Source organism: Roseococcus sp. YIM B11640, assembly GCF_049727625.1.
Lineage (GTDB): Bacteria > Pseudomonadota > Alphaproteobacteria > Acetobacterales > Acetobacteraceae > Roseococcus.
The window spans coordinates 491,329-504,811 of sequence record NZ_JBBJOZ010000003.1; the positions used below are offsets into that span (position 1 = coordinate 491,329).

Sequence of the window (13,483 nt, forward strand, 5' to 3'; positions counted from 1 at the left end):
GGGGAGGGGGGGTCTCAATCCCTGGCCGCATGGGGTGCAGACCGTTCGGGGAGCTCCAATTTCAGCGCCACGCAAAACCAGAGGGGGGGTAAGGGCCCCTCTGGTGGCGGTCGATGAGCCTGAACGTCCTCAACGGTCCGGGGGCAGACGTCGAGGAGCCGGACTGGAAGCTGCTGATCCCGGTTCGTGAGGACAAGCGCCATGGCACGCTGCGTGCCATGGCGCACACGGAGTGGGTTCGGGTCACGAGCGAGCTCCGCGAAGCCGGTACGCTGGCCGCGGTGAATCGCCACACGATCCAGCGTCTCGTGCTCGCCTACGTCCGCTACGACGTCGCTGCGATGATGGTGATGGCCGAGGGCGCGGTCGTGAAGTCGAAAACCGGCGTGTCGATGCTGAGCCTCTGGCAAGTCGAGATGCGGCAGGCCGATGGCGACGCCACGACCCAGGAGATGGAACTTTGCCTGAACCCGCGCCGGCGCGCGGCGGCCGGCAAGGCGCAGCGGAAGGTGAAGCGTGCGACGGCGGCAGACACCTACCTCAAGCCCGTCGCGCGCGGCTGACCCCACAACGGCCTGGGCGCAGGATGTCGTCTCCGGGCTCATCATCGCGGGCGAGTTGGTTCGGCACGCGGCAGAGCGCCATCTGAAGGATCTGCGCGACGGCCCAGCTCGCGGCCTGCACTGGCGTCCGGAGCTGGCGCAGCGAGCCATCGACTTTTTCCCGGCCGTGTTCACCATCACGGCGGGCGAGTTGGAGGGGAAGCCCTTCCATCTGCTGCCTTGGCATCTCTTCACGGTCGGAAATCTCTTCGGCTGGCGTCTCGATAGCGGGCTTTGCCGGTTCCGGACGGCCTACCTCGAAACCGGCAAAGGCCAGGCCAAGAGTCCGCTGATGGCGGGGCTGGGTCTCTACAAGATGGGCTTCTGCGGCATCCGCCGCGCCGAGGTCTACGCGATCGCCGGCACCAAGCAGCAGGCAAACGTGCTGTTCAAAGATGCCGTCGGCATGTGCCGGGCGCAGATCCCCGGCGAGGAGGAGGGGGACACCCTCGAGGGGCGCGGCGAGGTATTGATCCGCGGTACGGGCGAGATGGCCTGGAAGATCGAGCACCCGGAGACCGGATCATCCTTCACGGCGCTCGCGGATGGCGACAGCGTGTCAGGCCCGCGACCGGTCATGGTGGCGGCGGACGAGATCCACGAGTTCAAGACGGCCGACGCCATCAACCTCTGGGAAGAGGCAATCACGAAGATGCCGGGCGATCCGCTGATGTGCCTCGGCACCAACACGCCGGCCGCCGACCAGCTCGTCGGCACTGAGTTCAGTGAGCAGTACCAGAACGTCGTCAAGGGCACCTTCAAGGACGACACGAGCTTCGCTTTCATCGCCAGGACCGACCCTGGCGACGACCCATTCGCGGACGAGTCTTGCTGGCAGAAATCACTTCCGGCCCTTGGCATCACCTTTCCGATCGAGAACGTCAGGGCGCGGGTAAACAAGGCAGCCGGCATGGCTTCGGCGCGCAACTCCGTCCTGAGGCTGTTCTTCGGCGTGCCGGTCGGGTCGTCCGAATACTGGATCGAGGAGGATCTCTGGGACGCCACGCTGTCGGACGTCGACCCCGAGGAGATGCGTGGCTACCCGTGCTGGCTCGGCATTGATCCGTCCCGGCGCAACGACCTCACGGCCCTGGCCGCGGTATGGAAGCTTCCAGACGGCCAGTTCCGAGCCAAGGTCTTCTACTGGAAGCCTCGCGCCACGCTCGCTGCTGCCACGGCAGAGGACAAGGCGCCCTACCTTAGCTGGGCGACCGATGGTGCGCTCAACGCGATCCCGGGGCAGACCATTCGGATGGGGTTCATCGTCGGTGCCGTCCGCGATCTCGTGGCGAAGCACGATGTGAAAGCCCTGGCCTTCGACCTGGCGCATTTCCAGGACTTCCGCGACGCGGCGGAGGAGGCGAGTTTTCCGTGCTGGGAGTTCAAGGGGCCGAATGAGCCTGCCGGCTCGGGCCTGATGATGATCCGGCACGCTCAAGGGGCGAGGGGGCTGTTCTCTGACCGGCAGCTCTGGATGCCGCGATCGGTCCAGGCGCTCGAGGACCAGATATCAGACGGCAGTATCAAGATCGACGACAGCCCGGTCACCCGCTGGTGCTCGGCCAACTCGATGCTGAACAGCGATGGCCAGGGCAACCGCTGGTTCGACAAGAAGCGCAGCCGCGGTCGCATCGACGGAATGGTCGCCATTGCCATGGCGCTGGGCGCTGCAACGGCTGGTGAGATGGCCCTGACGGTCGACACAGCCGCGATGATCGCCTGAACGGAGGCACCATGGAACTTGAGCATCGTGCCTCGGTCTCCGAGGGCAAGGGCCTGGACTTCGTCCTGTCGGATGGAAGCCTCGACCGGCATGGGACGCGGATCAACCCGGACGGCTGGGAGCTGTCCGCCTTCAACCGCAACCCGATCGCCCTTTTTGGGCATTCCAGCCGCGATCCGATCGGTCGCTGGGAGAACGTCCGCGCCGAGGGCGGTAAGCTGCTGGGGCGGCTGGTCCTCGCGAAAAAGGGCACCAGCCAGCGCATCGACGAACTGGTGGCGCTGGTCGAGCAGGGCATCCTCCGCGCCGTGTCGGTCGGCTTTTCCGTTCTGGAATACGGCGTCCCCGGCAAGAGCGAGTTCGACTTCGAGCGTCAGGAACTGATGGAGTGTTCCCTGGTCTCGGTCGGCTCCAACACCAATGCGCTCGCCCTCGCGCGAAGCCTCAACATCTCACCCGAAACGCTGTCCCTGGCCTTTGGCGAGCATGCCGAAGGAGGCCAGGGCCGCGCGGCCAGTGGCGGGCACGCCAATCCCTTGCCTTCCAACCTGAAAGCCAAATCCATGAAGACCCTCTCCCAGCGCATCGAGGATGCGCAGCAGGACCTGAACGCGAAGCGCGACAAGCTCGCCGAGCTCAGCGGCGCCGACACGCTTGACGTCGACGCCGTCGAGGCGCTCAACAGCGACGTCGAGGCGGCGGAGCGCACGCTCAATGCGCTGAAGGCATCCGAAGCGCGGCTAGCGACGACCGTGGAGGCTCGCGCCCCCGGGGGCGAAGCCGGCGGCCCGCGGCGGCCCCTGACGGTGCCTGCCGCGCCGAAGGCCTCGCCCAAGTTCCTCGCCTACAGGGCGGCCACCTTGCGCGTGCTGGCTCATGTGACGCGACGTCCAATCGATGAACTTCGGCAGGAGCGCTACGGCGACGACGAGCCGACGAAGATCATCACGGAGGTGCTGACCCGGGCCGCTAGCGCTCCGGCGACCACGACCACTTCCGGTTGGGCATCGCAGCTCGTGGAGACGGTGAATGCCGACTTCATGCAGGACCTGATGCCGGCCTCGGTGTACCCGGGCCTGGCCTCGCGCGGCCTTCGCTTGAATTTCGGCCGGGCGGGCGTGGTAAGCATCCCGTCGCGAAGCGCCACGCCGACGATCGCCGGCTCGTTCGTCGGGGAGGGGGCTGCCATCCCCGTGCGCCAGGGTGCATTCACCTCGCAGAGCCTGACGCCCAAGAAGATGGCGGTGATCTCAACCTTCACGCGAGAGATCGCCGAACATTCGACGCCTGCCATCGAGGGCCTCATCCGCGATGCGATGCAGGAGGATACCGCGGTCGCCATCGACACGGTCCTGCTCGATGCCACGGCCGCCAGCTCCATCCGGCCCGCCGGCATCCGCAATGGCATCGCGGCCATCACCGCGACGTCGGGCGGTGGCTTCGCGGCCCTGGTCGGCGACATCAAGGCGCTGGTGGGCGCCCTGATCACCGCCACCAACGGCAACATGCGGGCGCCCGTCTGGATCATGAATCCGGTTCAGGCGGTCGCCATCAGCCTGACGCAGAATGCCGGCGGAGATTTCCCCTTCCAGGCGGAACTCGGCCGGGGAACGCTGCAGGGCTACCCGGTGATCCAGTCGCCGACGGTGACGGCGGGGATGGTTTTCCTGGTGGACGCCGCGGATTTTGTCAGCGTGACCGGGGATGAGCCACGCTTCGACGTGTCGGACCAGGCGACCCTGCACATGGAGGATACCACCCCGCTCGCCATCAGCGCGACCGGCACGCCCAACACCGTCGCTGCGCCGATCAGGTCGCTCTTCCAGACGGACACCCTGGCCATTCGCATGATCCTGCCGATGAACTGGGCCCTCCGGCGCAGCGGCGTGGTCGCGTGGACGCAGTCCGTGACCTGGTGATGAACCGGGAGGGGCCGGGTAGCCGACCCCTCCCATATCCGCCCCGGAAGGAGGACAATGCCATGGCGAAGAAGCCGACGAACACCGATGCCTCTGAAGCGCAGGACGAGGATCTGACCCCGTACCCGACCCAGGCGCAGAACGATGCGGCGAAGCTGGGCGGCCGCAAGCCCCATGAGCCCGAGGGCGAGCTGGAGGCGGACGACAGCGATGGCAATGGACATCCCGGGGCTGAAGAGGACAGCCGCGAGATGAAGGCCGCCGGCGGCGCCGAGTACAAGACCCGCTGACCATGGCGAACTGGCTCACGCGCACCTACAGGGCGTTGACCCGCTCTCGCGAGGGCCAATACCGTCCGGGGCCCTATGTCCTTTCCGACGGCCTAATCTCGGCCTCCGCCGGACGGTTCCTGAACTTCTGGCAGATGGGCCACTCGCTGCAGCCCTATGGCGAGCGAAGCGCTATGGTGGAGGCCTGCGTCTCAGCCTACGCGCAGACGGTGGCCATGTGCCCCGGCGACCACTGGCGGAAGCTGCCGAACGGCGGCCGCGAGCGCGTACCGGGTTCCGCGTTGAGCCGGGTGATCCGCCGGCCGAACGATTACCAGTCGATCAGCGACTGGCTGCTGAATCTGACCCGCCGCCTCTACAGCCACGGCGAAGCTTTCGCGCTGGCGGTTCGGAACAATCGAGGCGAGATCGCCGAACTCCACCTGATGCGCACCGGATATGCCCTCGTCGCCGAGGACGGCTCGATCTTCTATGACCTCGGCGGCAATGAGGTGGTGGAGCGGCGGTTCGACCTGTCCGCGCCGATCCCGGCGCGCGACGTCCTGCATGTCCGCCTTCACACGCCCCGGCACCCACTCAAGGGGCTGAGTCCCATCCTATCGACCACGCTGGACCTGGAGCTCGCCGGAGCGGCGTTGAGCCAGCAGGTGACCTACTATCTCAACCAGGCGCGCCCGAGCTTCATGCTGGAGACAGACCAGCAGCTGACCGGCCAGCAGACCCGTGAGCTTCGCGAGCGTTGGAACGAGCAGACCCGTGGCGAGAATGCCGGTGGGACGCCGATCCTGGCCTGGGGCCTGAAGGCGAAGCCTGTCACCGGCAACGCGGATGACGGTCAGCTTGCCGAGATGCTGAAGATGAGCGAGCAGAATGTCGCGCTCGCCTTCCGCATTCCACTACAGATCCTCGGCATCGGCAGCACGCCCTTTGCCTCGACCGAAGCCCTCATGTCGTCCTGGAAGGCGTCGGGACTGGGCTTTGCGCTCAACCACATCGAAGAGGCGTTCGGATTGCTCTTCCGCCTGCAGGGCATGCCGGATGAGTACCTTGAGTTTGATACGAAGGCGCTGCTCCGCAGCAATTTCAAGGAGCAGATCGAGGGGCTCGCGCGCAGCGTCATCAGCGGCATGCACTCTTCGGACGAGGCACGTAACGAGCTCGATTTGCCCGTGACACCGGGCGGCCATGGAGCCATGCCGCGCGTGCAGCAGCAAGTCGTGCCGCTGAGCTTCGGAACCGAGATGAAGCCGACGCAGCCCGCCCCAGCGCCGGCGTCGTCTGGCCAGGAGGAGAACGGCGATGCAGACGATGATCGAGGCATCGACGCAGCAGACCTCCTCCGCGCGGCAGATGAAATCGAGCGCCGTGTCCCCGCTTGATGCCCTAAGGGATGCTTTAGGCCATGTGATCGCCGGACAGCGCCGAGAGTGGCGCCGCGAGCGCGAGCTGATGGCGGCGCAATCCCGTGCTGCCATCGCGGAGCTGCGGGCCGAGAATGTCGCCCTGGTCGCTCGGATGGAGGAGATGGTTCGCGAGCGGCTGGCGGGCTTGCGGGATGGCCGAGACGGGGTGGACGGCGCGGCAGGCCGCGATGGTCGGGACGGCACGGATGGCCGGGATGCTGAGGCGGTCTCCGATGCCCAACTAGACGAGGCCGTCGCTCGCTACCTGTCCGTCCATCCGCCAGCACCTGGCAGGGACGGCGCTCCTGGGGAGCCCGGGCCTCGAGGTGAGCAGGGGGAGCCTGGCCGCGATGGTCAGGACGCGCCTGTCATCACGGAGGATCAGGTTGCCGCAGCAGCGGCCCGCTGGCTGGAAGCCAACCCTCCCGCTCCGGGGCGCGATGGTCGCGATGGCCAGGACGGAATTGATGGCCGCGACGGGATTGATGGAGTGCCTGGCCGGGACGGAGTCGATGGCCAGGACGGCGCCCCAGGCCGCGAGGGCGAGCGCGGGCCGGAAGGCCCCGCCGGCAAGCTGCCTCTGGTGCGAGCATGGTCCGATCGCATCCACTACGAGGGCGCGGTCGTCGCCCACGACGGCGGTACGTGGCAGGCGCAGCGCGACACAGCGCGCGCGCCTCCGCACGAGGACTGGATCTGCATCGCGGCGCCCGGCGCGAACGGTCAGGATGGCGGATCCTTCTCGGTGCGCGGGACCTGGGGCGAGGCCGAGAGCTATGAGCGGCTGGACGTTGTCGCGCTCAACGGAGCTGCCTTCGTGGCGCGCCGTGATAATCCGGGACCGTGCCCCGGCGATGGCTGGCAGATGATTGCCGCTCAGGGCAAGCGCGGGCAGCCCGGCGAGCGCGGGCTGCCAGGACAGCGGGGCGAGCCGGGGCCGTCTGTCATAGCCTTGGACATCGACAGGGAGGGGTTGATGACGCTCAGCCACGCAGATGGCTCGACCGTGACGGCCGATCTCTACCCGCTTCTAAGCAAGCTCGGCTGACGACGGTGGCGTACCAGTCGCATTCGCTCACCGTGGTGGCGCCGGCAGCGAGCAAGCTGCTCTGCACGCTGGACGACGTGAAGGTGGAACTCGGACTGTCCGGATCGGCTGATGATGCCGCCCTCACGGCGCGCATCGGCCAGGCGAGCGACGCTATCGCCGCTTCCTGCGATCGAGTCTTTGCGCGGGAAACCGTGCAGGAGACGTTCCGAGGCCTCTCGTGCCAGGGGCCGCTTCGGCTGGAGCGGCAGCCGGTGGCGAGCATCGTTAGCGTCGCCGTGGATGGTCAGGCGTTTAGCGCCGGGGACTATGAGGTGGACGCGGACGGCCGACTCTGGAGGCTGTCTGGCGACGCCCTTGCCGGTTGGGCCGGCTCCAAGGTCGTGGTCACCTATGCAGGCGGCTACTTGCTGCCCGAAGACGCGTCACCGACCCTTCCGCTTGAGCTCCGGCGAGCCTGCATCGACCGCGTGGTCAGGGGATGGTCGAGCGTCGGTCGAGACCCCTGGATCCGGAGCGAGAGCACCGAGGGCGTGGACAGCATCAGCTTCTTCGACCCGGACAAACTTTCGGCGGAGGACGACGGGGTGTTCGCGAAATACCGTCGAGTGCTGGTGTGACCACCGTCTCCCGCTCCCTCGCACGCCGCGGCCAGGCCGTAATCCTCCGGCGCATGCCGAGTACGGATGTGACCTGCATGGGCTTCCTGCGCGACTTCACCTCCGCTCCGGTCGTGGGCGGTAACCCTCAGGGCTGGAGCGAGCTGCGCATCAGCAACGACGAGATTGCGGCGGCGGGCTGGCCTGGTCCGCCCAGGAAGTCAGATCGCGTGATCGCGGACGGCGGGACGCGCATGGTCGAGAGCTGCGAGACGCGACGGAAGGGCGAGGCCGTCGCCATACATGTCATTCGATTGAGCGGAGGCTAAAATGAGAGTGAGCATCGTAGAAGGCGATCCCGGCTACATGCCGCCGGGCGCAACCATCGGCTTCAAGATCCTGTTGGATGGCGAAGAGCAGAATGCATGCGTCACCGCAGACGAAGAGCAGGGCCTGATTGTGCGCTACAAGCGCGGCGAGGGGGGGAAGCTCCTCGCCGTTGCGCTGGATGGCGACCTGATCCGCGAAGAGGTCCGCGGCAAGGTCGAGATCATCCGCGCCGCCTGACATGGCCCGCATGGCCAGTCCGAAGGCGTTCGAGACGGTCATCAAGCTGTCCATCGCGAAGGCGCAGCCGCCCGAGGTTCAGAAGCTGCACGCACGCATCGCCCGGCAGGGACTGGCCGAGCATCTGGCGCGCCGGAGCGACAAGCCGCGCGTCACCACCATCGTGGACGGACGGCGCGGCGCGTCCGAGAACAGCGTTCGCCCCTATGGCGTGATCCGCTACGAGTTCGACAACCTTCGGGATGCCGCGATCTTCGCGAAAGAGCAGCTCGAGGAGCTCTCTCCCAAGCTGACCGGGCATTACGCGGGCCGCTGGTTCTTCATGGTGGATGGCTCTGAGGTCTTGGCCGACGCGATTCCGCCGACCGCTCGCATGATCATCGTCACTAACGACGAGCCCTACTCGCGGCGCCTGGTGGTCGGCAAGCGCGCCGATGGCCGCCCGTTCAGCCTGCAGAATCCGCCTCCCGGCTTCCTGGTGCTCGCCCGCCGCGCCGTGCTGGCGCGCTTCGGCAACTCGGTCGAGGTCGGGATGCCCTTCATCCTGCTGAATGAGAAGCCCGCCGCCACGCCGCGCGCCAGGAGGGAGCAGATGACCTATCCCAGCCTCGCGCTCCATGCCCGCTGATGGCCACGTGGCTTGATGCGGCCGCGCTGATCGAGGATCGCCTACGGGCCGCCTGGACCGCCACGCCGCCCGACCGGCTGCGCTTCGAGAATGATGCCTACGTGGACATGACGAACCTCGCGCCCTTCTGCCAGGTCGAGGTCACGGCCGGTCCGGAGCGGCCCTACATTGGCAATCCCTCGAACCGGCTCTCGCGGGTCGAAGGCGTGCTCATGCTGCACATGATGACGCCGCTCGCCGAGGGGCGAACCGCTGCCCGCGCCATGCTGGCGAACGCCCGAAGCGCCATCGCGAACGCGACCTGGAAACGCACCTCCGACACCTCCCAGTTGGAGTGGGAGGATGACGACTGGTGGGTCGGGCGCGACCACATCTGGATCTACATGCAGGGTGCCGGAAGCCTCCCGCGCGGCGCGTCGGCTGAGGACGGCTCCTATTGGGGCATGACGGCCGCCGTCCCGTTCACGGCCCTCTACCTCGACACCCCCTGACATTCCGCCGGGATCCGGCGGCCACCACGCCAGCCGCTCGACGGCGGCGACCCCTGACAATGAGGAGTTTTGGCGATGGGTCTCTACCAGAGCGGCCGCAACGTCGTTGTGGCCTATAAGGCGAATGCCGGCGTTTACGGCACGCCGGCGACCTCGGGTGCGGGTGCCTCGGGACTGCGCTTCAACACGGGCGGACTGAACCTCACCAAGCAGCTGATCGAGAGCGGCGAGAACCGCCGCGACGGCATGAGCACGCGCGGTCGTCACGGCCTCCGCTCGGTGGCCGGCAGCTACGCGGCGGAGCTCCAGGTCGGCGCCTTCGATGCGCTGTTCGAAGCTGCGCTGCGCAGCACCTGGGTCGCCTCGGCGACGGTCACCCAGGCGACCATGTCCTCGGCCACGCTCTCGGTCGCGGCCGATGGTTATGTGGCCTCCACGGGCTCCTGGATCACCGCCGGCCTGCGCGTCGGCGATGAGATCCAGTTCACTGCCGGCGTGACGGTCGCGAACCGCGTCCGCACCCGCATCGTGGGTCTCACCGCGACCAAGATCACCGTGGCCGAGCCTCTGACGGTCGAGGCGGGTCCCATCGCCACTTGGTCGGTGACCCGCGCCAAGAAGCTGATCCAGGCGTCCTCGCCTGTGGATCGCGACTTCTCGTGGGAGGAATACGCCGTCGATATCGACCAGAGCATTCGCTACGACGGCGTGCGGGTGACCGGGTTCCAGCTCTCCATGCAGCCCAACGGGATGGTCATGGTGACCTTCAACCTGATGGGTCAGGACGGCGTGCCCCTGTCCACGGCCGCTTCGCCCTATTTCACAAGCCCGACCTTCCCGACGAACGGGCCGCTCTGCTCGGTCGAGGCGGCGATCAACTTCGGCGGCGAGAACCTGATCGACGCCACGGCCTGGGAGCTGAATTTCGATCTCGGCGCCCAGCCGGCGCAGGTCATCGCCTCCACTCGTACGCCTGATATCTTCCCGGGCCTGGCCAAGGTCACCGGCTCTATCACGGCGCTGCGCCGGAACCTCAATCGCCTGTCGGACTTCCTCGCGGAAACCCAGGTCGGATTCTACTGCCGCCTGGCTGAGAACGAGGCATCCCCTGCGGACTTCATGGGGGTGGCGATCACCAACATGACAATCGGCGGGGCCCAGGGAAGCCAGTGGGGCGCCGATGGGCCGCAGACGGTCCAGATGCCCTTCGTCGTGGGCATCGACGAGGCGGGCGGCGCCTTCGATCCCACCATGCTGAAGCTCACCAGCAGCGCGCCTTAAGGGCCCTGCGCAACACCGGAGACCATCATGGATCACGAGAAGGCCGTCGCCGAGGCGGGCCAGAAGCTGCACGACGCGATCATGGCGGCCCGCGCCGCCGGGTATCGCGTCTACTTCGCCGCGGAGACGCTGCAGAGCATCGCCATCAGCGCAACGGGCAAGGTCGAGCGGCCCAGCGAGCTCGAGGCGCCGCCCGTTCCGACGCTGAGCCGCCCCGCGCCGCGCCCTGCCTCGGCTGCCCTCCCGGCCCCGGGCGACAAGCCCGCGGCCTGACCCAATCCGGCCGAGCACCGGAGCGCTTTGCGCGCGCGTGAAGGGGCGGGGGCATGCCGGTGCTCCCGCCCACCACCTCCCGGCAGAGGAACACCTCCATGGACATCGAAACCTTCGATCTGGGCTCCATCGTCGTGCAGGACACGACCGAGCTCGAAATTCTTCACCCTCAGACCGACAAGCCCACTGGCTGGAAGATCACGCTGGCCGGCCCTGGCCATCCGGTCACGCAGGAGATCGGCAACGACGCGGCGCGCGAGCGGCTGAAGCTCGAGCGCGAGCAGGACGCGGCGCGCGTGAACGGCAGGAAGTGGAAGCCCGATGCGGCCGATCCCGAGGCCGAGCGCCTTCGTATCCTGGGCCGTGTCGCCAAGCGCATCCTCGGCTGGTCTCCGGTCAATCTGAACGGTTCCCCTTTCCCGTACACGGCGGAGAACGCCCTGGATCTGCTGACCAACCCGCAGCGGGTCTGGGCGGGCAATCAGGTCGTCGAGCGCCTCGGCGAAGACGCGTCTTTTATCGGGAGCTCCGCGGCGACCTGATCGCCTTCGCGGAGCACGAGTTCCGGCTCTCGCGCCGGGACAAGGACGGCCACACCCACCGCGAGCACCTCCAGGGCATCCTCGCGCGAACCCGGAACCCCGTGGAGCGGGAGAGGGCCGAGGAAGAGCTCAGCGGCCCACCGAAACCCGAGGCGGCCGCGTATCTCTGGGACTGGTTTCTGGAGATGCATCGGGCGCGTGGCGGGGGCATGGGTCCGGCCGCCATCACGCATCAGGACATCGAGGCATGGGGGCGGCTGAAAGGCGTGCGCCTGGCGCCGTGGGAGTTGGAGGCGATCCAGGCGCTCGATGGGACGTGGCTGGCGGTGCAGGCGGAGAAGGAGTAAGGCGCCATTGATTATCGCCCAAAGTCCGTGCGTTGAACCTCCTGCCAGGTTCCGACGATCCCTGGCGTCCCCGAAATCCATCTCGCAATGGTGCTCCGGACTCCGCAATTTGAGCGGAACTGCAATCGCGATTGTTCCATTTCCGCGCGATTGTACCAGTCGAAAGCATCCCGCAGTCTGTGACCCACTTCTTCCCGCGCGCGTTGGATTTCAGCGGAGTTGCCTGCTGCTTCTGCACGCCGAAGCGCTTGCCCAGCCGATACCAGCGGTTCCACTGTCCGCACTATGGCAAAAATGTCCATTACGGAGTCTATTGGAAAAACGGAAATAACTTCACCGTTCATGCCGATATAAACAGTTCTTCTTTTCGCGTTTCGGAATGTGTGAAGCAACTGCCGAATGTGGACGTCTTTATATTTTAGAAGTGAGTATCGTTCACCGCGGCTTATCGGATCCTGGTCTGGAAAGGTAAATGTGCCTCCAGCCGCTACGGTAAAAAAATCACCTGCTCTGAAACGAAATTCCAGCCTTGTGTCATCGATAGTCTCTGCAGTTTCTCTTGCATCTCTGAGGCATGCCTGCCAGGAATCTCTAAGTGTAACAAATGATCCAATTATGACTGAACCAAAAATTGTAATTATGATGGGGGAATTAAGTATAGGCCATAAGTTAAGTTTAGGTCTTGGCTTTGTTGAGTATGGTGATCGCTCCGTCATAACTACCTCGATTCACGGCAGCCGAGGCCCGCATCTTATCGAAGCGATGACGCGTGTCTGCTGAAAAGTCGGCATAGCTTCAGGGCTCAGCCACCTCCGCCACGCACCGAAGCTGGTACCGGACGGCCTCACTTCGCCGCCGGTTACCGTGCTCCATGTTCCTGTGCCGCTCGCCGCCGCAGCCGTTGGCCTTGTGCGGCTTGCAAAGAAGGCAGCCCGCTCGCGCGCTTTTCGGACGCTTCCGCTTGAAGTGCATGTGCTATCTCCTTCACCAACACCAGATATGAGGCTTCCGGCCACGTCCGCGAAAGTACGTCGCATTGTCCGGATCGAGGTTGCCCTTCACGATCTCAAGCACGGTCATGCGATCGGCTCGACGATAAGGGCGCTCGAAGAAGAGCCGGACGTGCCAGCCGGGGGCTTCTCCCGCCTCGCTATTGCCGGTGTACGCGGCGCGGTCGCTGCGGTCGGCCCAGCGGGAGTCGGCGCCGAACTTGCGGGAATGATGATGGGTGCGGGACACATGGTGCCCCTCCTGAACGTCAGGGAAATTCCTGAGCGAACCTAATGCCAGGTCATTTGCGCAGCTCCAGTCGGGGCAAGGCGCTTAGCAGAGCCCTGCCAGCAAATGCTACAAGGATGAATCTCCGGCGACTCTTCAATAGCTCGGCATCACGCCGGTCCGCTGGAATGTGTCCCAGCACGCCGAGGCCACCGCGTTCCCCGCCATCTCCTGGCTGACCATCGCGTTCGCTAGGCCCGGCATTCCGGGGCCACCAAAGGCCGGCTGAGCCGCAGCGGCCCGGCCTCGGTTCTGGCAGATGATCTCCGCCTGGCGAGTGCGCTCGACGGCAGCATTTCGCTGCTGAACTTCGTCCGGCGTCATGCGCGCTTCGTTCCGGCGCCGGTATTCATCGTTGAACGCGCGCTCCGCGGCGGCCTGTTCCGCTGTCTGCAAGTGTGGATTTGCGCAGCCCGACAGCGCCAGCCCGACACCCAACACCAGAACCCACCGCATCCCCGTCTCCTCCATCGAAGGGAGCTGAGCCCATGC

General features: G+C 66.2%; 17 protein-coding genes. 15 read left to right on the plus strand and 2 right to left on the minus strand.

The genetic code is table 11. From position 1 onward, the window contains the following. Window positions 1-113: 113 nt before the first annotated feature. From WJM96_RS16200 to WJM96_RS16270, 15 genes are all read left to right on the plus strand, one after another. On the plus strand, window positions 114-563 hold the full coding sequence (locus WJM96_RS16200; protein WP_424813556.1) for a P27 family phage terminase small subunit: 450 nt from the start codon (window positions 114-116) through the stop codon (window positions 561-563). Next, complete coding sequence (locus tag WJM96_RS16205) at window positions 517-2,325, plus strand: terminase large subunit (protein WP_424813557.1); 1,809 nt, start codon at window positions 517-519, stop codon at window positions 2,323-2,325. The genes WJM96_RS16200 and WJM96_RS16205 overlap by 47 nt, the downstream gene beginning before the upstream one ends. Window positions 2,326-2,336: 11 nt before the next feature. Further along, on the plus strand, window positions 2,337-4,244 hold the full coding sequence (locus WJM96_RS16210; RefSeq protein WP_424813558.1) for a phage major capsid protein: 1,908 nt from the start codon (window positions 2,337-2,339) through the stop codon (window positions 4,242-4,244). Window positions 4,245-4,306: 62 nt separating this feature from the next. After that, window positions 4,307-4,534 carry a hypothetical protein gene (locus WJM96_RS16215; RefSeq protein ID WP_424813559.1) on the plus strand — a complete coding sequence of 76 codons (228 nt, stop codon included), beginning with the start codon at window positions 4,307-4,309 and terminating at the stop codon, window positions 4,532-4,534. 2 nt (window positions 4,535-4,536) lie between these two features. Then, window positions 4,537-5,913: a phage portal protein gene (locus WJM96_RS16220; RefSeq protein WP_424813560.1), complete on the plus strand. Its 1,377-nt coding sequence runs from the start codon at window positions 4,537-4,539 to the stop codon at window positions 5,911-5,913. After that, window positions 5,834-6,985: a hypothetical protein gene (locus WJM96_RS16225; RefSeq protein ID WP_424813561.1), complete on the plus strand. Its 1,152-nt coding sequence runs from the start codon at window positions 5,834-5,836 to the stop codon at window positions 6,983-6,985. Before WJM96_RS16220 ends, WJM96_RS16225 begins: the two co-directional genes overlap by 80 nt. 5 nt (window positions 6,986-6,990) lie before the next feature. Beyond that, window positions 6,991-7,605, plus strand: a complete 615-nt coding sequence (locus WJM96_RS16230) for a phage head-tail connector protein (protein WP_424813562.1) — start codon at window positions 6,991-6,993, stop codon at window positions 7,603-7,605. A gap of 53 nt (window positions 7,606-7,658) precedes the next feature. Further along, window positions 7,659-7,913 carry a hypothetical protein gene (locus WJM96_RS16235; protein ID WP_424813563.1) on the plus strand — a complete coding sequence of 85 codons (255 nt, stop codon included), beginning with the start codon at window positions 7,659-7,661 and terminating at the stop codon, window positions 7,911-7,913. 1 nt (window position 7,914) lies between these two features. Continuing rightward, window positions 7,915-8,151, plus strand: coding sequence for a hypothetical protein (locus WJM96_RS16240; protein ID WP_424813564.1), 237 nt, complete (start codon window positions 7,915-7,917; stop codon window positions 8,149-8,151). 10 nt (window positions 8,152-8,161) lie between these two features. Further along, window positions 8,162-8,779, plus strand: a complete 618-nt coding sequence (locus tag WJM96_RS16245) for a hypothetical protein (protein WP_424813565.1) — start codon at window positions 8,162-8,164, stop codon at window positions 8,777-8,779. Next, window positions 8,779-9,270 (plus strand): hypothetical protein, encoded by a 492-nt coding sequence (locus tag WJM96_RS16250; protein ID WP_424813566.1) that lies wholly within the window; start codon window positions 8,779-8,781, stop codon window positions 9,268-9,270. The genes WJM96_RS16245 and WJM96_RS16250 overlap by 1 nt, the downstream gene beginning before the upstream one ends. Window positions 9,271-9,345: 75 nt before the next feature. Further along, a complete protein-coding gene (locus tag WJM96_RS16255) occupies window positions 9,346-10,551 on the plus strand; it encodes a phage tail tube protein (protein ID WP_424813567.1) in 1,206 nt (401 codons plus the stop codon). A gap of 27 nt (window positions 10,552-10,578) precedes the next feature. After that, entirely contained in the window at window positions 10,579-10,824 is a 246-nt protein-coding gene (locus WJM96_RS16260; RefSeq protein ID WP_424813568.1) for a hypothetical protein, read from the plus strand. 98 nt (window positions 10,825-10,922) lie between these two features. Further along, entirely contained in the window at window positions 10,923-11,366 is a 444-nt protein-coding gene (locus WJM96_RS16265; protein ID WP_424813569.1) for a hypothetical protein, read from the plus strand. Window positions 11,367-11,467: 101 nt separating this feature from the next. Then, window positions 11,468-11,713 carry a phage tail assembly chaperone gene (locus tag WJM96_RS16270; protein ID WP_424813570.1) on the plus strand — a complete coding sequence of 82 codons (246 nt, stop codon included), beginning with the start codon at window positions 11,468-11,470 and terminating at the stop codon, window positions 11,711-11,713. A gap of 984 nt (window positions 11,714-12,697) precedes the next feature. Here the strand turns inward: WJM96_RS16270 and WJM96_RS16275 are convergent. Together WJM96_RS16275 and WJM96_RS16280 are read right to left on the minus strand one after the other, a co-directional pair. After that, entirely contained in the window at window positions 12,698-12,952 is a 255-nt protein-coding gene (locus WJM96_RS16275) for a hypothetical protein (RefSeq protein WP_424813571.1), read from the minus strand. 135 nt (window positions 12,953-13,087) lie between these two features. Next, complete coding sequence (locus tag WJM96_RS16280; protein WP_424813572.1) at window positions 13,088-13,447, minus strand: hypothetical protein; 360 nt, start codon at window positions 13,445-13,447, stop codon at window positions 13,088-13,090. Window positions 13,448-13,483: the final 36 nt, after the last annotated feature.

Excerpts from the sequence above, each read along its gene's own strand:
- WJM96_RS16265 (WP_424813569.1), top strand. The coding sequence starts at position 10,923 with ATGGACATCGAAACCTTCGATCTGGGCTCCATCGTCGTGCAGGACACG.
- WJM96_RS16250 (WP_424813566.1), top strand. The coding sequence starts at position 8,779 with ATGGCCACGTGGCTTGATGCGGCCGCGCTGATCGAGGATCGCCTACGG.
- WJM96_RS16200 (WP_424813556.1), top strand. The coding sequence starts at position 114 with ATGAGCCTGAACGTCCTCAACGGTCCGGGGGCAGACGTCGAGGAGCCG.
- WJM96_RS16240 (WP_424813564.1), top strand. The coding sequence starts at position 7,915 with ATGAGAGTGAGCATCGTAGAAGGCGATCCCGGCTACATGCCGCCGGGC.
- WJM96_RS16210 (WP_424813558.1), top strand. The coding sequence starts at position 2,337 with ATGGAACTTGAGCATCGTGCCTCGGTCTCCGAGGGCAAGGGCCTGGAC.
- WJM96_RS16260 (WP_424813568.1), top strand. The coding sequence starts at position 10,579 with ATGGATCACGAGAAGGCCGTCGCCGAGGCGGGCCAGAAGCTGCACGAC.
- WJM96_RS16255 (WP_424813567.1), top strand. The coding sequence starts at position 9,346 with ATGGGTCTCTACCAGAGCGGCCGCAACGTCGTTGTGGCCTATAAGGCG.
- WJM96_RS16280 (WP_424813572.1), bottom strand. The coding sequence starts at position 13,447 with ATGCGGTGGGTTCTGGTGTTGGGTGTCGGGCTGGCGCTGTCGGGCTGC.
- WJM96_RS16245 (WP_424813565.1), top strand. The coding sequence starts at position 8,162 with ATGGCCAGTCCGAAGGCGTTCGAGACGGTCATCAAGCTGTCCATCGCG.
- WJM96_RS16225 (WP_424813561.1), top strand. The coding sequence starts at position 5,834 with ATGCAGACGATGATCGAGGCATCGACGCAGCAGACCTCCTCCGCGCGG.
- WJM96_RS16215 (WP_424813559.1), top strand. The coding sequence starts at position 4,307 with ATGGCGAAGAAGCCGACGAACACCGATGCCTCTGAAGCGCAGGACGAG.
- WJM96_RS16235 (WP_424813563.1), top strand. The coding sequence starts at position 7,659 with ATGCCGAGTACGGATGTGACCTGCATGGGCTTCCTGCGCGACTTCACC.
- WJM96_RS16220 (WP_424813560.1), top strand. The coding sequence starts at position 4,537 with ATGGCGAACTGGCTCACGCGCACCTACAGGGCGTTGACCCGCTCTCGC.